Here is a 19,639-nt window from a genome sequence, read left to right as displayed (position 1 = left end):
ACCGAGTACGACGGACGAGAGTGACCCGCCCGGTCAGGCCTTCCCGCCGAAGCGTGGCATGTTTTCCATCGCCTCCATGTCGGCTTCCTCGCCATCGGCTGTCCCGGCGCTGCTGCGGCCCTCGCGCAGCGTGCGCTCCAGCCGGGTGGCCAGGCTAGAGAGCCCGAAGTTGATCAGGATCAGGATGATCGCGATCACGATGAGGACCGGGATGTAGTTGCCGTAGCGGGCCGCCGATAGCTGGCCCATGTGGATGATCTCCGAGTAACCGATGACGTAGCCGAGCGCGGTGTCCTTGAGCGCCACCACCATCTGCGAGATCAGTGCGGGCAACATCGCCGTGATGGCCTGCGGCAGCAGGATGAGACGCATCATCTGCGTCTTGCGCAACCCGAGCGCCTTGGCGGCCTCGGTCTGCCCCGCCGGCAGCGAGTTGATACCCGAGCGCAGGATCTCGGCCATCACCGAGCCGTTGTACAGGGTGAGACCGCACACCACGGCCCCGAACGCCAACCACGACGACGGCAGCACTCCGTACTCGGCGAAGAAGAACCACAGGAACAGCATCAGGATGAGCACCGGGATGGCGCGGAACACCTCGATGAACAGCGTGGCGATGCCACGCACCCACGCATGGTCGGACAGCCGTCCGATGCCGAGCACCGAACCGAGGATCAGCGAGAGCACGATCGACACCGCGGCGGCAGCCAATGTTCGCCACAGGCCGGGCAGGATGTATCCCGTCCAGGTGCTCGCGGTGATGAACGGCTTCCACTTCTCGCCCGCGAACTGGTCGTTGCCGGCGAAGATCACCACGACGTAGGCGATGATGGCGACGATCACCGCGATGAAGACGACGGCGATGATCATGTTCCGGACGCGGGCCCGTGGACCGGGCGCGTCGTAGAGGACGGTGGCCTGGCTCATCGCTTCACCGCCAGACGTCGTGCGAGGTAGCCGAACACGGCGCCCTCCGAAAGGGTGATGATCATGAATCCGACAGCGATGACCGCGAAGATCACCAGCAATTGATCGGCGAAGGTCTCGATCTCGGTCTTCATCAGGGCCGCTGCCTCGGCGACGCCGATGACCGACGCGATCGTGGTGTTCTTGGTGAGCGCGATCAGCACGCTACCCATCGGCCCGATCGTCGACCGCAGGGCCTGCGGCAGCACGATGATGCCGAGTACCTGGTTGAACGAGAGCCCCAGCGATCGGGCCGCCTCCGCCTGACCGATCGGCACGGTGTTGAAGCCGGATCGCAGCGTTTCACACACGAACGTCGAGGTGTAGACGATGAACGCCAGCACCGCGAGCCAGAAGTTGTTCGTCTTGATGGTGGACGAGAACGTCAGACCCAGGTTCTGGTAGAGGCCCACCGCCGCGAACAACACGATCAAGGTCAGCGGGGTGTTGCGCACGATGTTCACGTACAGGGTGCCGAAGGACCGCATCACCGGGATCGGCGACACCCGCATACCCGCCAGGATCGTGCCCCAGATCAGCGAACCGATCGCCGACCAGAACGTCAATTGGATGGTCACCCAGAACGCCGGCCACAACTGTGGCCCCATGTCTTCCCAGAGTTCACTCATGATCGGTCACCTCCCTCACTGCAGGCCCGGCGGGCACGGCGTGGACGTGGAATCGAGAAAGTCCAGGTCGCCGGGTGTCGGCATGAACTTGAACTTGGAATCCGGTTGCGCCGCACGCGTTTCGATCTCGTTGACATAGCTGGCGCCGAGGTTGTCGCGCAGCGCGGTGAGCCATGCGGACGGGGCGTTGTCCGGCCCCGGTGCGAGCATCGCGTCGAGAGCCTCGTTCACCTTGTCGACCGATTCCTGATCACCCTTGGCCAGGCCGATGCCGTAACGCTCGGTGGAGAACGGCGTACCCGCCGTCTTCAGTGCGTCCTTGACGCACGCGTCCTTCAGGTAGGTCATCTCCACGAGGCGGAACTCGTTCTTCCAGAAGTTGTTGTATCCGGCCAGGATCGACTCGTCGGTGGTGAGCGCGTCCACCTTGCCGCGGCGCAGCGCCTCCACGCACGCCGAATAGGAGTCGTACTCCTGCAACTCGACATTGGGTAACTGCGCCTTGACGTTCTGGGCAGAGGTGGAGCCGGTCACCGAGCACAGCTTCTTGCCCTTGCCGAGATCGGCGAGGGCGGTGATCGACGTGTCCGACGCCCGCACCATGAGCCCCTGATAGGTGATGAGATACGGTCCGCCGAAGGACACCTTCTTCGCGCGCGCCGAGGTGATCGAGTAGGTGGCCGCGATCATGTCCACCTCGCCGTGATCGATCATCGCCTCGCGTCTGGCCGACGGTGTCTCGCGCCAGCTGATCTTCGGATGCGCCACGCCCATCGAGTCGGCGATGTGATCGACCACGTATTTCGACACGGCCGGATCGAAGCCGCTCATCGTCTGGTCGGGGTTGTAGATGCCCAATCCGGGCTGGTCGAACTTGGTGCCGAGTACCACCGAGCCACTGCGAATCGAGTCCACCAGGCTGCGCGGCTCGGAACTGCCGCATGCGGCCATCAGCGAGGCGAGAACGCCGAGCACCGCCAGCAGCAGCGCGGCCCGGGTGCGGTGACGCCGGGGGAGCGGCGTCGATGCCGTTCTTCTCGTGTGATTCATCAGTGACCCAGGATCTTTCCGAGGAAGTCGCGTGCGCGCTCGGACTGGGGGTTGTCGAAGAAGCTGTCGGGGTCGGTGTCCTCGACGATCGCGCCGTCGGCCATGAAGATCACCCGGTCGGCGGCCTTGCGGGCGAAGCCCATCTCGTGGGTGACCACCAGCATGGTCATCCCTTCCTTGGCGAGGGACACCATCACGTCGAGGACCTCGTTGACCATTTCCGGGTCGAGGGCCGAGGTGGGCTCGTCGAAGAGCATGACCTTGGGTTCCATCGCGAGCGCCCGCGCGATCGCGACGCGCTGCTGCTGGCCGCCGGACAACTGCGCCGGATACTTGTCTTTCTGGGTGGCGATCCCGACTCGTTCGAGCAGTTCGAGTGCGCGTTTCTCCGCGTCGGCCTTGTTCTTCTTGCGCACCTTCATCGGGGCGAGCGTCACGTTCTGCAGGATCGTCTTGTGCGCGAACAGATTGAACGACTGGAACACCATGCCGACGTCGGCGCGCAGATTGGCGAGATCCTTGCCCTCGGCGGGGAGGGCCTCACCGGCGATCCGGATTTCACCGGTGTCGATCGGTTCGAGTCGGTTGATGGTGCGGCACAACGTCGATTTGCCCGAACCCGATGGGCCGAGGACCACCACCACCTGGCCGGCGGGCACCTCGATGTCGATGTCCTTGAGGACGTGGAGTTCACCGAAGTGTTTCTGGACGCCTCGCATGGTGATCATCGGGGTGTCGGTCGCGGAATGCGCGGAAGAGGGTTCGCTCGCCGCCCCCGTCGGTAAATCGGTCATACGAGGCAACCTTAGTGCCGCACGGCGCTTTGTACCGGCCGAGCGCGATTTCGGCGTGGCAACAAACCACCTCGCTTCGGGCGATTTGCTTCGGCCCGTATCCTGGATCCAGTGAGTATCGAGTTGTCGGAGCGGCGTGAGCTGCCCGGATCCACCGCGACCGGACCCGCACGTGGGCGCGACGGTGAGATGTCGACGTCGCGGCGCTATGAGGTACGCACCTACGGGTGCCAGATGAACGTCCATGACTCCGAGCGGATCGCGGGACTGCTCGAGGATGCCGGTTACGTGCGTGCCGCCGACGGCGAGGACGCCGACCTCGTGGTGTTCAACACGTGCGCGGTCCGTGAGAACGCCGACAACAAGCTCTACGGCAACCTCTCGCATCTCGCCCCGGTCAAGTCGCGGCGTCCGGGTATGCAGATCGCGGTGGGCGGATGCCTGGCGCAAAAGGACAAGGACACCGTGCTGCGCAAGGCGCCGTGGGTGGACGTGGTCTTCGGCACCCACAACATCGGCTCCCTGCCCGCGCTGCTCGACCGCGCACGGCACAACGACGCCGCCCAGGTGGAGATCCTCGACTCGCTCGAGGCGTTCCCGTCGACGCTGCCGGCCAAACGCGAATCCGCCTATGCCGGTTGGGTGTCGGTGTCGGTGGGCTGCAACAACACCTGCACCTTCTGCATCGTGCCCGCGTTGCGTGGCAAGGAGGTGGATCGCCGGCCCGGTGACGTGCTCGCCGAGGTGTCCGCGCTCGTCGAGCAAGGGGTGCTGGAGGTGACGTTGCTCGGACAGAACGTGAACGCCTACGGCATGTCGTTCGCCGACCCCGCGCAACCCCGCAACCGTGGGGCCTTCGCCGATCTGTTGCGGGCCTGCGGCCGCATCGACGGACTCGAACGGGTCCGGTTCACCTCGCCGCATCCGGCCGAGTTCACCGACGACGTGATCGAGGCGATGGCACAGACCCCCAATGTGTGTCCGCAGTTGCACATGCCGTTGCAGTCGGGGTCCGACCGCATCTTGCGTGCCATGCGCCGCAGCTACCGCAGCACGAAGTTCCTCGGCATCCTCGACAAGGTGCGCGACGCGATGCCGCATGCCGCCATCACCACCGACATCATCGTCGGATTTCCCGGCGAGACCGAGGAAGACTTCGCCGCAACTCTCGACGTGGTTGCGCAGTCACGGTTTTCGAGCGCGTTCACCTTCCAGTACTCGCCGCGTCCGGGGACGCCGGCGGCCACCATGCCCGATCAGGTGCCCCCGGAGGTGGTGCGCGAGCGTTACCAGCGGCTCATCGCGCTGCAGGAGCAGATCTGTCTCGACGAGAACCGGGCGCTCATCGGCAGCGAGGTGGAGTTGCTCGTGGTGGCCGACGAGGGCCGCAAGTCCGCGCAGACACATCGTCGCACCGGCCGGGCCCGCGACGGACGTCTCGTACATTTCCGGGCCGACGAGCTCCCCGGCGGCCGCGACACCGGCAGCATCCGACCGGGCGATGTGGTGACCACCCGCATCACCGGCGCGGCGCCGCATCACCTGATGGCCGACGGTCCGGTCGCGACGCTGCGCCGCACACGGGCCGGCGACGCGCACGAACAGAGCCGGACCCCCACCACGCCGCCGGTCGGCGTCGGACTCGGAATGCCGACCGTGGGTGCGGCGCCGATGCCGGCGGCAACGGGCTGTGAATCGGGAGCATGCGGCTGACACGATCCGACGCGCGCCGGCGCCGAGCGCGGCCGCGAACTCGACGGAACAGAGAAGAGGTGCGGCCATGACCGCCGACCAACCCGACAAGCGAGCGCCCGGGAACAAGCCACCACACGAGACCGGTCGCGAGGGATCACACCCCGATGGGCCGGTGCGACCCACGTCGTCGGACATGGAAGCCGACTTCGCTCGGTACGCCGAGGATCTGCGCAAGGCCGAACGCAAGGTGGCCGGTGAGATCGATCCGGGTGCGCGCGCGGTGGTGGTCGCCGTCGCGGTGCTGGTCGCGATGATCTCGCTGGTGTTGCCGCACACCGGTTCGGCGAGCGGCCTCGAGGTGCTCACGGACGCCCCCGACTCCGTCGCCGAACGGGTGACGATCACCTCCAAGGTGTTCGTCTATCTGCTGGTGATCTTCGGCATCGGTTTCTCGATGCTCGCGTTGGTCACCCGGCGCTGGATCATCGCGTGGATCGCGCTGAGCGGCTGCGCCATCGGATGTGTGGCCGGAATGCTCGCCTGGTGGTCGCGCAACACGCCCGGAGTGGGCGGAGTGGCGCCCCCGTCGGGTGTCGGAGTGGGTCTGATCCTGGGCTGGCTGGCGCTGCTGGTGCTGACCTTCCACTGGTCGCGGGTGGTGTGGGCACGCAGCACCTACCACCTGGCGCTCGAGGAGGAACGCCGTCGGGAGGCATCCGCGCGCGACGACGCCGTCCGCGAGTTGCAGCGCAAACCGCACACCGACCGCTGATGCTCCAGACCGCTGATGTTCCAGACCGCTGGTGATCCCGGGCGTTGATGTTCCAGACCGCTGATGTTCCCGGGCGCTGACTGAAGCGGACGGGCCTCGGGCGTCAGCGGTCGGAGATGGCGCTCTGCGCCGCCTCGGCCCATTCCTGCCATTGCCTGGCCTGGTCGCGCAGCTTCTCGGCTTCCCGCGTCTTGCCGCGGTCTGCCGCCTTCTGCGCCTGCTCCTCGAGGTGGGCGGCACGGTCGGCGAACTGTGCCGCGCGCGCCTGGGCTTCTGGATCGGTGCGCTGCCACTGCGCGTCCTCGGCGTCGCGGATGCGTCGCTCGAGCGCCCGCGCCCGGTTCTCGAGGGAGTGCATCTGCTCGCGGGGTACCTTGCCGATCTCGTCCCACTTGTCCCGGAACGCGCGGAACTCCCGGCGGGCGCCGTCGAGGTCACTGGCCGGATCGATCGACCGCTCGGCCGCGGCGAGCAGCGTTTCCTTCGCGTGGGCGTTGGCGCTGAATTCGGCGTCGCGTTCGGAGGTCGCGGAGTTGCGTGCGGCGAAGAACACGTCCTGCGCGGCCTTGAATCGTTGCCACAGCGCTTCGTCGGTGTCGCGCGGCGCCCGTCCGGCCGCTTTCCATTCGCCGAGGAGTTCCCGGAACCGCGCGGACGTGGCGCCCCAGTCGGTGGACCCGGACAGCTCCTCGGCGCGCGCGATCAACTCCTCCTTGCGTGCCTTGGCGCCGGCTCGCTCGCGGTCGAGTTCGGCGAAGTGTGCGCCGCGGCGGCGGTTGAACGCGTCGCGCGCCTTGGAGTACCGCTTCCACAGCGCGTCGTCGGTCTTGCGGTCGATTCCCCGGATGGTCTTCCACTCGTCGAGGATGGCGCGGAGCCGGTCGCCCGAGGACTTCCACTGGGTGGAGTCGGCGCCGATCGTCTCGGCTTCGGCGGCGAGTTGTTCCTTGCGGGTGATCGCGGCGGCTCTGGCCTCATCGCGTTCGGCCTTGAGGGTGTCGGCCACCTCGTCGGCGTTACCGACGATGGCGGTCAGGCGGCGTTCGAGGGCGCCGACGTCGCCGATCACCGCGGCGTCGGGGAGAGCGTCGAGCAGGTGACGCGCCGCCGCCTGCGACTTACGCGGATCGCCCGACCGCGCCGAGAGCCGTTCCTCGAGGATCTCCACTTCGGTGGCCAGGTCGTCGTAGCGGCGGGAGAAGTGGGCGAGTCCGTCGTCGACCGACCCCGCCTGCCAGGAACCGATCGCCCGTTCCCCGTCGGCCGTGATTAGCCACACGGTGCCGGCCTCGTCGATGCGCCCGAACCGGTGCGGGTCGGGATGCGCGGCGGTCCTCGAGACGGGCGACCCGACCGGGGCGGTGACCGCGGGGGCGGTGGGGCGCGGGCCGGGACGAGGACCCGGACGGGGCCCCGGTTTGGGTCCGGGAGCGGGTTTCGGCGGCGGCGTCGATTCGACGGCGCTCTCCGCGGACGGCGTCTGGGCCGGGGTGTTCTCGTCGCTGGTCATGTCCTGATGCCCCTCTGAGCAGGTTTGCTGCCGCGCGCCACGGCTGCCGGTCACTTCACCCCCGGGCAGAACGCCGTCGCGCTGGCACTGCGGGTACCGAACGCGTGCGGGGGTTCCTCCGGGCACATTCATTCAAGCAGGTCAGGGACGGCGATGTGGGACCTGTGTGACATCCGGTCGCACGACGGTGGCCACGACGGCGGTGATCGACCTGTGTCGGCTAGCGTGTCAGGCGTGCTCGCGTCCGTGGTGTTCGTCCCGAGTGCTCCGCTCCTGGTGCCCGAATTGGCCGGTCCCGCAGCGCTCGACACCGTGCCGGTCCGGACGGCAACGCTGCACGCCGGAGACGGTCTCGCCGCTGCCGCCTCCCGCTGGATTGCCATCGGCGCCGCAGACCCGTCGAGCGTGCCCACATTCGGGTCGAGCGTGCCCACATTCGGGTCGAGCGTGCCCACATTCGGGTCGAGCGTGCCCGCATCAGGCACTTTCGCCCGTTTCGGGGTGGACGTGCCCGTCACGCTGGCCGCCCGACCGCGAGGCGATACCGACGACGGTGGACGCCTTCCGCTGTCGATGCTGGTCGCGGGATGGCTGCGGGAGCGTTCGGGTGCGCGGTCGGTGCGTCCGGTCATCGTCGATCCCGACGCATCGCCCCCGGCCTGTATCGCGCTGGGTGAACGCCTGGCACGTGAGGTGGACGACGCGGACGAGCCGATCGGAGTTCTCGTCGTCGCCGACGGCGCGACTGCGCTGAGCCCCACCGCCCCGGGTGGTGGTCGCCGGGAGACGGCCGTCGACCTGCAGCAGCGGATCGTCGACGCGATCGGCACCGGCGATGTTTCGGCGCTGGGTGATCTGTCGACGGTTGAATGCCGCACCGAGGGGGCGGCGGGCCGGGCCGCGTGGCAGGTGAGCGCCGGCCTGGTGGGGGACCGGGCGATGGATGTGCGACTGCTCTTCGCCGACGCACCTTTCGGCGTCGGCTACGTGGTGGCGTCCTGGCAACCCGTGACGACGAGTGCCGGGGCGCCATGACTGCCGCCGGCGCTCCCCGGCCTGCGCGCGAGCGGCCCACTCCCGTTGCGGTGGTCGGACCCACCGCGACCGGGAAGTCCGATCTCGCCCTCGACCTCGCCGCACACCTCGACGGTGAGATCGTGAACATCGACGCGATGCAGCAGTACCGCGGCATGGACATCGGCACCGCCAAACTCCCACCGTCGCAACGCCGCGGGATCCCGCATCACCAGATCGACGTACTCGACGTGACCGAGATCGCGACGGTGGCCCGGTACCAGGAAGCGGCGACCACCGACATCGAGACGCTGCTCGCCGCGGGCCGCACCCCGGTCATCGTCGGGGGCTCGATGATGTACATCCAGGGCCTGCTCGACGACTGGCGTTTCCCCGCAACCGATCCCGAGGTACGCGTCCGCTACGAGGCGTTGCTCGCCGAGGAGGGCGTGGCCGCGATGCATCGGCGTCTCGCCGAGGTCGACCCGGCTGCCGCGGCGTCGATCCTGGACACCGACGGCCGCCGCATCGTGCGGGCCCTCGAGGTGGTGGAACTGACGGGCGCACCGTTTGCCGCCTCGGCGCCGCAGATCGGGGAGCCGCGGTGGGGTACCCGGATCCTCGCGCTCGACCGGGACACCGCAGAACTCGACGACCGGATTCGTCGGCGCACCGCGGCGATGTTCGCCGGCGGCCTGATCGACGAGGTGCGTGCACTCGTCGACGCCGGGCTGCGTTCGGGCGTCACGGCGCGCCGCGCCATCGGCTACGCCCAGGTGCTCGCGGTGCTCGGCGGGGAACTCGATGTGGCGACTGCCGAGGAACTCACCTTCATCGGCACCCGGCGCTACGTGCGTCGCCAGCGGTCCTGGTTCCGGCGCGACCACCGGATCGTGTGGCTCGACGCCGGCGCTCCGGCACTGCTCGACGCCGCGCTGCACGTCGTCGACGAGTGAGCCGCCGGGGTCTGTGCGTGCCGTGGGGGTCTGTGTGTGACGCAGTAGGCTGGTCGGGTGACTGCGATCGGTGAGACGCTCGACTTCGTCAAGGGGCATGGCACCCAGAACGACTTCGTGATCCTCACCGACCCGGCAGCGGAGATCGACTTGACCGCGGACGCGGTGAGCGTCATCTGCGATCGGCAACGCGGTGTCGGCGCCGATGGGCTGCTCCGGGTCGCCCGCTCGGCCGCCCTGGTCGCGGCCGGAGTTCTCGACACCCTGCCCGCCGGGGTGGCTCCCGACGACTGGTTCATGGACTATCGCAACGCCGACGGCTCCATTGCCGAGATGTGCGGCAACGGGGTGCGGGTGTTCGCCCACCATCTGCGCGCCATCGAGCTTGTCGGCCGTGACGAATTCACCGTCGGGTCCCGTGCCGGTGCCCGTCCGGTGGTGGTGCACTCCTTCGACGCCGTGCACGCCGACGTGAGCGTCCGGATGGGACCGGCCGCCCTCGGCGACGAGGCCACCGTCCGCATCGGCGACGACCTCTATCGCGGCGTCGCGGTGGACGTGGGCAACCCGCACCTGGCCTGCGTCGTGCCAGAACTGACGGCCGCCGACCTGGGTGCGGTCGATTTCACCACCGGCGTCACTCTCGAGGAGGGCGCGTTTCCCGATGGCGCGAACGTGGAACTCCTGACTCCACCCGAACTACGCGATGGCGAGCGCTTCGCGGCGCGGATGCGGGTGTTCGAACGCGGTGTCGGCGAGACGCGCAGCTGCGGCACCGGGCTGGTGGCGGCCGGCGCGGCCGCACTCGACGCGCTGGGCCGCGATACCGGTGAACTCGTCATCGACGTGCCCGGCGGCCGGGTCGAGGTGCGGATCGTCGACGGCGACTCCTGGTTGCGTGGACCCTCGGCTCTCGTCGCCGACGGACGGTTTCGGCCCGGGTGGAACCGCCCCGACTGAAATCCAGGTGCTCGATCGGCACCGGGCGTGTCACCATGGATGGTGTATGACCGAATCATCAGCACAGGTACATGACCTGCCAGACAACCATCCCATCGATCTGTCCGACGATCTGATCGAGATCCCCGAGGATCGGGCATCCACCCCCACCCCCACCATCGGTGACCTCGAGCTCTCGGATCGTGCGTCGCTGCAACGCGTGGCCGGGCTCTCCACCGAACTCACCGACGTCACCGAGGTCGAGTACCGCCAACTGCGACTCGAACGGGTGGTCCTCGTCGGCGTGTGGACCGAGGGCACCGCCGCCCAGGCACGGGCCAACATGGCCGAACTCGCCGCGCTCGCCGAGACCGCCGGCTCGGCGGTACTCGACGCGGTGATCCAGCGTCGGTCGACGCCCGACCCCGCCACCTACATCGGCTCGGGCAAGGCCGCCGAACTGCGCGAGGTGGTGCTCGCCACCGGCGCGGACACCGTGATCTGCGACGGTGAACTCACCCCCGCGCAGCTCACCGCCCTGGAGAAGGTCGTCAAGGTCAAGGTGATCGACCGCACCGCGCTGATCCTCGACATCTTCGCCCAGCACGCGAGTTCCCGGGAGGGCAAGGCGCAGGTGGCGCTGGCCCAGATGGAGTACATGCTGCCGCGACTGCGCGGCTGGGGCGAGTCGATGTCCCGGCAGGCGGGCGGTCGCGCCGGCAGCAACGGCGGTGTTGGTCTGCGCGGACCCGGCGAGACGAAGATCGAAACCGACCGTCGGCGCATCCGCGAGCGTATGGCGAAGCTGCGGCGCGAGATCCGCGGCATGCGGACCGCGCGCGTCACCAAACGCGCCGCCCGCACCCGCGGTCCGGTGCCGCGGATCACCGTGGCCGGTTACACCAACGCCGGAAAGTCCAGCCTGGTCAACGCCATGACCGGCTCGGGTGTGCTGGTGCAGGATGCGCTGTTCGCCACGCTGGACCCCACCACGCGTCGTGCCACCCTCGACGATGGGCGTGAGGTGGTGTTCACCGACACCGTCGGCTTCGTCCGGCACCTGCCGACCCAGCTGGTCGAGGCATTCCGATCCACCCTCGAGGAGGTCGTCGACGCCGACCTCGTGCTGCACGTCGTCGACGGTTCCGATCCGTTCCCGATGGAGCAGATCGCTGCGGTGCGGCGGGTGATCAACGAGGTGGTCGCCGACGAGGGGGTGCCCGCGCCGCCGGAGATGTTGGTGATCAACAAGATCGATGCCGTCGACGCCACCCGGCTCACCGAGTTGCGGGGGGCACTCGACGGAGCGGTGTTCGTCTCGGCCCGCACCGGTGAGGGCCTGCCGGAACTGTTCGACCGGGTGCGCGAGTTCATCGGGCGCACCGACGTCGAACTGACCGTGGACATTCCCTTCACCCGCGGTGATCTGGTGTCGCGCATTCACCGGGAGGGCGAGGTGCTCTCGGCCGACCATGGCGCCGACGGCACCCGGATGCGGGTGCGGGTGCCCGCCGCGTTCGCCGGAGAACTCGCCGGGCTCACCGTGTCCTGACGTATCGATACGCACGAACGGCCCGGCGCATCTGCGCCGGGCCGTTCGTTGTCGGGATGCTACTCGGCGTCGAGGTCGGCCTCGACCAGCTTGGCGATCGCGTCGAGCGCCGCCTGGTCGTCCGAGGCGACCACCACGCTGGCGCCCTTCTCGGCGCCCAGGGTCATGATCATCAGGGCCGACCCGGCGTCCACCGGTTCACCCCCTTCGAGTCCGATGGTGACCGGCGTGCCGGCATCGGCAACGGCCTCGGCGATGATCGTGGCGGGCCTGGCGTGGAGGCCGACGGCGGAGCCGACGACGACGGTGGTGCTGGGCATGATGTTCTCCTTCGACTATCGGGGTTGGTTGCTCAGGCTGGGACGGTTTCGAGTTCCGGTGCGCTCTGGGTGGCCGCGGCACGGACGTGCTTCCACTCCTTGGCCACCACCACCAGGAATGCCGCGAGCACCGTTCCGGCGACCAGGGCCACCAGGAACAGGTACCAGTGGTTCATGGTGAAGAACACGAAGATTCCTCCGTGCGGTGCGTACTGGGTGACGCCGAAGGCCATGATCAGGGCTCCGGCCAGTGCGCCGCCGGCCATCATCGACGGGATGACGCGCAGGGGGTCCTTCGCGGCGAACGGGATGGCGCCCTCGGAGATGAACGACGCCCCCAAAAGCCATGCGGCCTTACCGTTCTCGCGTTCGGGTTCGGTGAACAGCGCGGGACGCACCACGGTGGCCAGTGCCATGGCCAGCGGAGGCACCATTCCGGCGCACATCACCGCAGCCATGATCTCCAATTGCGCGGTGCCGCCGATGTCGAGCCCGGCAGTGGCGAACAGGTAGGCGGCCTTGTTGACCGGTCCGCCCAGATCGAAGCACATCATGAGGCCGAGAGCCACGCCCAGTGCGATCGCCGAACCGCCACTCATGCCCTTGAGGGCGTCGGTCATCTCGGTGGTCACCCAGGCCAGCGGGCGGCCCAGGAGCATGAACATCAGGCAGCCGATGACGAGGCTGCCCAGCAGCGGAATGATGATCACGGGCTGCAGGCCACGTGCCCATTGCGGCAAGGGGATTCGTGAGATCCAGAGGCACACCACACCGGCGATGAGGCCACCGACCAGGCCGCCGATGAAGCTGGCGCCCACCGCGACGGAGACCAGTCCGGCGACGAAGCCCGGTGCGATCCCGGGTCGGTCGGCGATCGCGAAGGAGATGTACCCGGCGAGTACCGGCACGAGCATCGTCATGGCGAGCGAACCAATCGCGAACAACACCGCGCCGATGTACTGCCCGAGACCGCCCGAGGGCAGGTCCCAGAGGGAGTTGTGGAGGGCGATGTACGCGCCATTCGATATCGACTGGCCGGGTTCGATGTCCTTGTTGGCGATCTTGTACGTGCCGAGGAACGGCAGGAATGCAAGCGCCATCAGCAGGCCGCCGGCAGCGACGAACGGGATCATGTAGCTGACACCGGTCATCAGTGCCTGCTGCAGCTGCTTGCCGAGGCTCAGGCCGCCGCCGTGGGATGCGCCCTCGGCGTCGGGGGACGCGTCGTCGGCACCGCCCTCGACGCGTGCCGCGCGCGGATCGTGTGCCGCGCTCACCGCTTCGGCGATCATGGCATCGGGATCGTTGATGGCACGTTTGACGCCCGAACTGATCACCGGTTTGCCGTGGAAGCGGCTCTTGTCCTTCACGCCCACGTCGGTGGCGAAGATGACCGCGTCGGCACCGGCGATCACGTCGGGCGCGAACGGCGTGGTGCCCGACGAGCCCTGCGTCTCGACGTGGAAGTCGATACCGGCCCGCTCGGCGGCGTACTTGAGTGCGTCGGCGGCCATGTAGGTGTGCGCGATACCGGTGGGGCAGGCGGTGATCGCCACGATCGACGGTCGCTTCGCACCGTCGGTGGTCGTCGACGACGTCGCCGCGGGGGCTGCTGTCGACGCTGATCCGGCCGATGCGGCTGCGGCAGGTGCGGCAGCGGGTGTGCTGGGCGCGGGGTTGATCGCCTCGTTCACCAGTTCCACCACGCGGCTGTCGGTCGGTGCCGCACGAAGTGCGGCCACGAAATCGGGGCGGACGAGAGCGCGGGCCAGGGAGCTGAGCAGCTTCATGTGCTCGCTGGCTCCGCCGGCGGGTGCGGCGATGAGGAAGACGAGGTCGGCGGGGCCGTCGGGGGCCCCGAAATCGACCTTGCGTGACAGACGCGCCATCGCGAGGCTGGCCTCGGTCACCGATGCGGCGCGCGCGTGGGGGATGGCGATGCCGCCGGGCAGGCCGGTCGCCGACTTCGCTTCGCGGGCCAGCGCTGCGCGGGCGAGTTCGGAGGGATCGGTGGTGCGTCCCGCCTGACCGAGTTCGTCGGCCAGGAAGGTGATCACCGCGGCCGGGTCGTCGCCGGCGTCGACGTCGAGATTCACCGTGTCGACGGTGATGATCTGGTCGGACATGACTTTCCTTTACTGATGGGGTGGATGTGCGGCGTTCTCGCCGAAGGTGGTGGGTGACCGTCTGGTCGGTCCGGTGAAGGACCCGGGAGCCGGATGTACCGGCCGCTTCGTCGTCGGAGCGTGTCGGTGGGTGTCAACTGATCGGGGCGGCTCCTGCGAGGTCGGTGACCGTGACGCCGTCGAGGTCGAGATGGTCGGGTCGGGGTGGTTGTGTTCCGGGGAGTGCGGCAGCGGCGGCCCCGTTGGCCACCGCCCAGCGCAGCCGGTCGGGTTCGTCGAGCCCTCGCGATTCGGCGATGAGGTAACCGGCCAGCGACGCGTCCCCGGCGCCGACGGTGCTGCGCGGGACGATCGGTGGCGGGGTGGCGAACCAGCTTCCCGACGGCGTGGTCAGGACGGCGCCGGTGGCGCCGAGGGTGGCGAGAACGGCACCGCCGGTGGTGCCGATGAGGTGCGCGGAGGCCGCCACGATGGGTCCGAGGTCGCCGCCGGCCACCGCGGCAGCGAACACGGCCGGATCGGCACCGCATACCTCGGCGAGTTCTTCGTCGTTGGGTTTGACGAGGTCGACGCGGCCGGTGACCGCGTCGACCAGCGGTGGACCCGAGGTGTCGATCGCCACGCGGCAGTCGAGTCCGACGAGACGATCGGCGACCGTCCGATACCAGTCGGTGGGTACGCCGGGAGGCAGCGATCCGCACAGCGTGACCCAGCCGGCACCATCTGCGAGATCGAGGATGAGGTCGGTGAGCATCCGCAGTCGCGCGCTGTCGAGCGGCTGACCCGAGGCGTTGATCTTGGTGGTGGTGCCGTCGCGTTCGGCGATGGTGATGTTGGACCGCACCTCGCCGGCGACCGGAACGGTGCGGTACGACAGGCCCACGTCGTCGAGTGCGGCGAGCAGTGGATCGGTGTCCGAGGCGGGCAGGATCGCGGTGGTGGCGATTCCGGCCTCGGCGATCACCCGGGCAACGTTGACACCCTTCCCGCCGGGCTCGGCGCGGACGCCGACCGCGCGCTGCACCTCGCCGCGCAGCAGCGGCCCGGAGATCTCGAGGGTGCGATCGAGGCTGGGATTGGCGGTGACGGTGAGGATCATGCGATCACGACCTCGATGCCGCGCGCGGAGAGCGCCGCGGAGAACTCCGGATCGATCGCGTCGTCGGTGACGAGCACATCGACGTCCTCGAGGTCGGCGAACGAGCTCAGGTCCTCGCGATTCATCTTGGATGAGTCGGCGAGCACGATCACCCGTTGTGCCGCCTTGACGATGGCTGCCTTCACCGCGGCCTCGTCGGGGTCGGGGGTGGACAGGCCGTGCGCTTCGCTGATTCCGTTGGTGCCGACGAAGGCGGTGGAGACGCGCAGTTTGCCGAGTGCGGCGACGGTGTCGGCGCCCACCGCGGCCTGGGTGAGACCGCGGACCCGGCCGCCGATCATCTGCAGGGTGCATCGGCCGTACGCGGTCAGCACGGCGCCGAGTTGGAGGCTGGTGGTCACCAGCGTGAGGCGGCGATCGTGCGGCAACAGCTGCGCGGTTCGATGGGTGGTGGTGCCCGCATCGAAGATCACCGATCCGCCGTCGGGGGGCAGGAAGCGAATGGCTGCCCGGGCGATCGCCTCCTTCTGCGTGGTGTGCGAGCTTTCGCGTTCGTCGATGCCCTGCTCGTCGATCACTGTGACCAGCCCGGGCCGTACCGCACCGCCGTGCACCCGCTGGAGCAGTCCGGCGCGTTCGAGGGCGGCCAGATCGCGGCGAACGGTTTCGCTGGTGACGTCGAAATGGGATGCGAGAGCCGTCACCGACGCGCGCCCGTGGGTGAGGACCTGTTCGGTGATCGCCTGTTGTCGTTCCTCGGCGTACACACTGTCTCCGATCTGAGCTCCAGCGCCGGCAAGTCCGGCGGTCTGTGACTATGTGTGGCTTTCGATGTTCCTATCTGTTTGTTTACGCCCGTTTGTGTTGACAAGTCAAGAGTTCTGAGTAACTTCGATCACATGAGCACAGTTACCGAACTGACGGGCACACCAGTTGTGGCCGGCTTCGCATATGGACCGGCCGTCTGGCCGGGACGTCGGCCGGCACACGATCCGGCACATCTGGGTGCCGACGAACTGATCACCGAGGATGACCGCGAGGTGGAGGCCAAACGACTCTCCGACGCTGCGGGCGCGGTGGCGTCGCGACTGCGTGAGCGCGCCTCCCACAGTTCCGGGGCGGCCGCCGAGGTCCTCGTCGCGACGGCGGGCCTCGCCGAGGATCGTGGATGGATTCAGGCAGCCACCACACTCGTCGGGCAGGGGACGCCCGCGCCGGCCGCAGCGGCCGCGGCCACCGACCAGTTTGCGCAGTTGTTCGCCAAGCTCGGTGGCCTCATGGCCGAACGCATCACCGACCTCAACGACGTCCGGGACCGGATCATCGCCGAACTACTCGGCGAGCCGGAACCCGGTGTGCCGGAACCGGCGGAGCCGTCGGTGTTGCTGGCCGACGACCTGGCACCCGCCGACACGGCCGGTCTCGATCCCGCGCTGATCACCGCGCTGGTCACGCGACTGGGCGGACCCACCAGCCACACCGCGATCATCGCCCGTCAACTGGGCATACCCTGCGTGGTGGCGGTAGCGGGGCTCACCGGGATCGACGGCGGCACACCGGTACTCGTTGACGGCGCGTCGGGGTCGCTGATCGTCGCACCCGACCCGGAGGTGGCCGCCGCGGCGGTGCAGCGCAGTCGGGCCGACGCCGCGCAGGTCGCGGCATGGCGCGGACCGGGATGCACCGCCGACGGTCATCCGGTGCCGATCCTGGCGAATGTGGCCGACGGTGCGTCGGCGCGCGCGGCCACCGGGCATCCCGTCGAGGGTGTTGGCTTGTTCCGCACCGAACTCGCATTTCTCGACCGTGCCGACGCGCCGACGGTCGACGAACAGACCAGGCTCTACCGGGATGTGATCGAGGCGTTCGAGGGACGCAAAGTGGTGATCCGGACGCTCGACGCCGGATCGGACAAACCGCTGAAGTTCATCACGCATGCCCACGAAGCCAATCCGGCACTCGGCGTGCGTGGCGACCGCATCGCGATCGAGCATCCGGAGATCCTCGAGACACAACTCGAGGCGATCGCGCGTGCCGGCCGCGAGTCGGAGTCGGCGCCGTGGGTGATGGCACCGATGATCGCGACTGTGGCCGAGGCGGCCGCATTCGCCGCCAAGGTGCGTGCGCACGGCCTCACGGCGGGCGTGATGATCGAGGTCCCGGCCGCCGCGATCCTGGCGCCCGCCATCCTCGCGGAGGTCGACTTCGTGTCGATCGGCACCAACGACCTCACCCAGTACACGATGGCGGCCGATCGGATGTCGGCCGAACTCGCCGAACTCACCGATCCGTGGCAGCCGGCGGTCCTTCACCTGATCGCGCAGGTGGCGCAGGCGGGCGCGGCGAGCGGCAAGCCGGTAGGGGTGTGCGGCGAGGCCGCTGCCGATCCGGCGCTGGCCTGCGTCCTCGTCGGCCTGGGCGTGACCTCGCTGTCGGCGGCACCCGCTGCGGCTGCCGCGGTGGGTGCGCGGCTCGCCGGGGTCGGTCTCGATCGCTGCCGAGCAGCGGCGACGGCAGCGTTGGCCGCGACATCACCCGCGCAGGCTCGCGCCGCGGCCGCCGACCAACTCGGCTGAACGGAATTCAGACCCGGCGCATCACGGTGACGACCTTGCCGAGGATCGCCGCATCGTCGCCGGGGATGGGTTCGAACAGAGGGTTGTGGGGCATGAGCCACACGTGGCCGTCCTTGCGCTTGAAGGTCTTGACGGTGGCCTCTCCGTCGATCATCGCGGCCACGATGTCACCGTTGTCGGCGACATTCTGCTGACGCACCACCACCCAGTCGCCGTCGCAGATCGCGGCGTCGATCATCGATTCGCCCACCACCCGCAGGAGGAACAGGGAACCGTCTCCGACCAACTCGCGAGGTAGCGGGAACACATCCTCGACGGCTTCCTCGGCCAGGATGGGACCACCGGCCGCGATCCGGCCCAGCACCGGAACGAACGTGGGCGTGGGAAGGTCGCCGATCGCGGCCTCATTCGGCGTGGTGGGATCGGTCGCGTCCTGCACGTTCACCGCGCGCGGGCGGTTGTGGTCGCGCTTGAGCAAGCCCTTGCGCTCGAGGGTACGAAGCTGATGCGCCACCGATGACGTGGAGGTGAGGCCGACGGCGTCGCCGATCTCCCGAATGCTCGGCGGGTAGCCGCGTTCGCGCACCGACTTGCGGATGACCTCGAGTACACCGCGCTGACGTGCGGTCAGTTCGGCTTCGACGGTCACCGAATCCTCGTGGTGTTCGGCCGACCCGGCGGTGGTCTTGTGCGCGGTCCCGGCGGTGTTCTTGTGCGCCGACCCGGCGGTGGCCTTCGCCGACGACGCGGGGCCCTTCTTCTGCGCCGCCCCGGACTTCTTCTTCGGCGGCGCCTCGGTGCGCCGGGTTGTGTCGCTCATCGGATGGCTTCCTTTCGCTGCTGGGTGACCACGGCTCACTGCCCGATGCCACGGTTGCGGGACGGTCGGGGAGGACGGCGGGAAAACCGCTGATCTCCGTATCGCCCGTCGCCGACAGTAGCCCAGAAGCCCGACAACTTCAAACATGTGTTCGACGTGTCGCGAGACTTTGTCGGTCCCCCGTGATACTAATCGAACATCCGTTCATCGAACGCGTGATCGAGCAATTGGAGGACACCATGGCGACCGACATCCTTACCCTTCGTCCCGGTACCGGCACGGGTACCGGCACTTCCCGGCAGACCGATCCCGGACGAGTCCACGCGTTGCCGCGAGGTGCACGCTGCTCGCGCGACGACCGGCGTGGGCGGCCGTATCGCGCGCCCGCCGGGCGCCCCACCGCTGTCGACCGGATGGGTCCGACTCCCCGGGGCACCCGCTGCAGTGGGGAAGCCGCCGTCACGGTGTATCGCCGGCGCCGTGCCGCTGCGCTCGCGGTGCTGGTCGGGGCGGGTCTTGCCGTCGCCGTGTGGGTCATCGGCATCGTGGGCGCCGACTACCAGCGGTCGGTAATGCCCGCACCGGTGTCGACCGAGGTGATCCACGTGCGGGCGGGGGATTCGCTCAGCACCATCGCCGGGCGGGTCGCTCCCGGCATGCCGGAGCAGGCCGTCATCGACGAGATCGTCGACCTCAACGATCTGCCGTCGAGCGGGTTGCGGGTGGGTCAGCCGCTGCTCGCCCCCACCTACCGGTGACCCGGCCACTGTCACCCCAGACCACCGTCACCCCAGCCCGGCGTGATCCCGGACCGTCTGATC

At 68.7% G+C, this 19,639-nt stretch carries 17 protein-coding genes and 1 pseudogene; 8 read left to right on the top strand and 10 right to left on the bottom strand.

From position 1 onward, the window contains the following. Nucleotides 1-33: 33 nt before the first annotated feature. Genes ACWDTD_RS17120 through gluA form a run of 4 tightly spaced genes read right to left on the bottom strand, consistent with a single transcriptional unit; the run spans nt 34 to nt 3,373 of the window. A complete protein-coding gene (locus ACWDTD_RS17120; protein ID WP_449748322.1) occupies nt 34-927 on the bottom strand; it encodes an amino acid ABC transporter permease in 894 nt (297 codons plus the stop codon). Next, a complete protein-coding gene (locus ACWDTD_RS17115; protein WP_449748321.1) occupies nt 924-1,595 on the bottom strand; it encodes an amino acid ABC transporter permease in 672 nt (223 codons plus the stop codon). The genes ACWDTD_RS17120 and ACWDTD_RS17115 overlap by 4 nt, the downstream gene beginning before the upstream one ends. Before the next feature lie 15 nt (nt 1,596-1,610). Beyond that, nucleotides 1,611-2,645 (bottom strand): glutamate ABC transporter substrate-binding protein, encoded by a 1,035-nt coding sequence (locus tag ACWDTD_RS17110; RefSeq protein ID WP_449748320.1) that lies wholly within the window; start codon nt 2,643-2,645, stop codon nt 1,611-1,613. Beyond that, entirely contained in the window at nt 2,645-3,373 is a 729-nt protein-coding gene (gluA, locus tag ACWDTD_RS17105) for a glutamate ABC transporter ATP-binding protein GluA (RefSeq protein ID WP_449748358.1), read from the bottom strand. The genes ACWDTD_RS17110 and gluA overlap by 1 nt, the downstream gene beginning before the upstream one ends. A gap of 177 nt (nt 3,374-3,550) precedes the next feature. On the opposite strand from gluA, the gene miaB reads away from it, so the two are divergent. Together miaB and ACWDTD_RS17095 are read left to right on the top strand one after the other, a co-directional pair. Next, nucleotides 3,551-5,152, top strand: coding sequence for a tRNA (N6-isopentenyl adenosine(37)-C2)-methylthiotransferase MiaB (gene miaB, locus ACWDTD_RS17100; protein ID WP_449748319.1), 1,602 nt, complete (start codon nt 3,551-3,553; stop codon nt 5,150-5,152). 67 nt (nt 5,153-5,219) lie between these two features. Beyond that, a complete protein-coding gene (locus ACWDTD_RS17095; protein ID WP_449748318.1) occupies nt 5,220-5,906 on the top strand; it encodes an Rv2732c family membrane protein in 687 nt (228 codons plus the stop codon). Between the two features lie 103 nt (nt 5,907-6,009). Here ACWDTD_RS17095 and ACWDTD_RS17090 read toward each other — a convergent pair whose 3' ends face one another. Continuing rightward, on the bottom strand, nt 6,010-7,416 hold the full coding sequence (locus ACWDTD_RS17090) for a DUF349 domain-containing protein (RefSeq protein ID WP_449748317.1): 1,407 nt from the start codon (nt 7,414-7,416) through the stop codon (nt 6,010-6,012). 234 nt (nt 7,417-7,650) lie between these two features. On the opposite strand from ACWDTD_RS17090, the gene ACWDTD_RS17085 reads away from it, so the two are divergent. The 4 genes from ACWDTD_RS17085 to hflX are packed head-to-tail and all read left to right on the top strand — an operon-like array spanning nt 7,651 to nt 11,877. Further along, on the top strand, nt 7,651-8,451 hold the full coding sequence (locus ACWDTD_RS17085; protein ID WP_449748316.1) for a hypothetical protein: 801 nt from the start codon (nt 7,651-7,653) through the stop codon (nt 8,449-8,451). Next, complete coding sequence (miaA, locus tag ACWDTD_RS17080) at nt 8,448-9,386, top strand: tRNA (adenosine(37)-N6)-dimethylallyltransferase MiaA (protein ID WP_449748315.1); 939 nt, start codon at nt 8,448-8,450, stop codon at nt 9,384-9,386. The genes ACWDTD_RS17085 and miaA overlap by 4 nt, the downstream gene beginning before the upstream one ends. 57 nt (nt 9,387-9,443) lie before the next feature. Beyond that, on the top strand, nt 9,444-10,346 hold the full coding sequence (gene dapF, locus ACWDTD_RS17075; RefSeq protein WP_449748314.1) for a diaminopimelate epimerase: 903 nt from the start codon (nt 9,444-9,446) through the stop codon (nt 10,344-10,346). Between the two features lie 46 nt (nt 10,347-10,392). After that, entirely contained in the window at nt 10,393-11,877 is a 1,485-nt protein-coding gene (gene hflX, locus ACWDTD_RS17070; RefSeq protein ID WP_449748313.1) for a GTPase HflX, read from the top strand. 59 nt (nt 11,878-11,936) lie between these two features. Here hflX and ACWDTD_RS17065 read toward each other — a convergent pair whose 3' ends face one another. From ACWDTD_RS17065 to ACWDTD_RS17050, 4 genes are all read right to left on the bottom strand, one after another. Continuing rightward, a complete protein-coding gene (locus ACWDTD_RS17065) occupies nt 11,937-12,197 on the bottom strand; it encodes an HPr family phosphocarrier protein (RefSeq protein WP_449748312.1) in 261 nt (86 codons plus the stop codon). Nucleotides 12,198-12,229: 32 nt separating this feature from the next. After that, nucleotides 12,230-14,323, bottom strand: coding sequence for a PTS fructose transporter subunit IIABC (locus ACWDTD_RS17060; RefSeq protein ID WP_449748311.1), 2,094 nt, complete (start codon nt 14,321-14,323; stop codon nt 12,230-12,232). A gap of 133 nt (nt 14,324-14,456) precedes the next feature. Next, nucleotides 14,457-15,422 (bottom strand): 1-phosphofructokinase family hexose kinase, encoded by a 966-nt coding sequence (locus tag ACWDTD_RS17055; RefSeq protein ID WP_449748310.1) that lies wholly within the window; start codon nt 15,420-15,422, stop codon nt 14,457-14,459. Continuing rightward, entirely contained in the window at nt 15,419-16,189 is a 771-nt protein-coding gene (locus tag ACWDTD_RS17050) for a DeoR/GlpR family DNA-binding transcription regulator (protein WP_449748309.1), read from the bottom strand. The genes ACWDTD_RS17055 and ACWDTD_RS17050 overlap by 4 nt, the downstream gene beginning before the upstream one ends. Before the next feature lie 132 nt (nt 16,190-16,321). Here ACWDTD_RS17050 and ptsP point away from each other — a divergent pair, with 132 nt between their 5' ends. After that, nucleotides 16,322-17,998 carry a phosphoenolpyruvate--protein phosphotransferase gene (gene ptsP / locus ACWDTD_RS17045; protein WP_449748308.1) on the top strand — a complete coding sequence of 559 codons (1,677 nt, stop codon included), beginning with the start codon at nt 16,322-16,324 and terminating at the stop codon, nt 17,996-17,998. 7 nt (nt 17,999-18,005) lie between these two features. Here the strand turns inward: ptsP and lexA are convergent. Beyond that, nucleotides 18,006-18,635: pseudogene (gene lexA / locus ACWDTD_RS17040) on the bottom strand (transcriptional repressor LexA); the annotation flags it as partial. A gap of 422 nt (nt 18,636-19,057) precedes the next feature. On the opposite strand from lexA, the gene ACWDTD_RS17035 reads away from it, so the two are divergent. Further along, entirely contained in the window at nt 19,058-19,576 is a 519-nt protein-coding gene (locus ACWDTD_RS17035) for a LysM peptidoglycan-binding domain-containing protein (RefSeq protein WP_449748307.1), read from the top strand. Nucleotides 19,577-19,639 lie beyond the last annotated feature (63 nt).

The sequence above is a fragment of the Gordonia sp. NPDC003425 genome (genome assembly GCF_053588635.1).
The sequence above is the reverse complement of the archived record's forward strand: the minus strand, read 5'-3'. Positions and strand labels throughout refer to the sequence as shown.

What these genes read in the sequence shown, in the direction of transcription:
- ACWDTD_RS17060 (WP_449748311.1), bottom strand. Translation starts at nt 14,323, where the DNA reads ATGTCCGACCAGATCATCACCGTCGACACGGTGAATCTCGACGTCGAC.
- ptsP (WP_449748308.1), top strand. Translation starts at nt 16,322, where the DNA reads ATGAGCACAGTTACCGAACTGACGGGCACACCAGTTGTGGCCGGCTTC.
- miaA (WP_449748315.1), top strand. Translation starts at nt 8,448, where the DNA reads ATGACTGCCGCCGGCGCTCCCCGGCCTGCGCGCGAGCGGCCCACTCCC.
- ACWDTD_RS17110 (WP_449748320.1), bottom strand. Translation starts at nt 2,645, where the DNA reads ATGAATCACACGAGAAGAACGGCATCGACGCCGCTCCCCCGGCGTCAC.
- ACWDTD_RS17055 (WP_449748310.1), bottom strand. Translation starts at nt 15,422, where the DNA reads ATGATCCTCACCGTCACCGCCAATCCCAGCCTCGATCGCACCCTCGAG.
- ACWDTD_RS17120 (WP_449748322.1), bottom strand. Translation starts at nt 927, where the DNA reads ATGAGCCAGGCCACCGTCCTCTACGACGCGCCCGGTCCACGGGCCCGC.
- ACWDTD_RS17095 (WP_449748318.1), top strand. Translation starts at nt 5,220, where the DNA reads ATGACCGCCGACCAACCCGACAAGCGAGCGCCCGGGAACAAGCCACCA.
- gluA (WP_449748358.1), bottom strand. Translation starts at nt 3,373, where the DNA reads ATGATCACCATGCGAGGCGTCCAGAAACACTTCGGTGAACTCCACGTC.
- ACWDTD_RS17035 (WP_449748307.1), top strand. Translation starts at nt 19,058, where the DNA reads ATGGCGACCGACATCCTTACCCTTCGTCCCGGTACCGGCACGGGTACC.
- ACWDTD_RS17115 (WP_449748321.1), bottom strand. Translation starts at nt 1,595, where the DNA reads ATGAGTGAACTCTGGGAAGACATGGGGCCACAGTTGTGGCCGGCGTTC.
- hflX (WP_449748313.1), top strand. Translation starts at nt 10,393, where the DNA reads ATGACCGAATCATCAGCACAGGTACATGACCTGCCAGACAACCATCCC.
- ACWDTD_RS17090 (WP_449748317.1), bottom strand. Translation starts at nt 7,416, where the DNA reads ATGACCAGCGACGAGAACACCCCGGCCCAGACGCCGTCCGCGGAGAGC.
- ACWDTD_RS17065 (WP_449748312.1), bottom strand. Translation starts at nt 12,197, where the DNA reads ATGCCCAGCACCACCGTCGTCGTCGGCTCCGCCGTCGGCCTCCACGCC.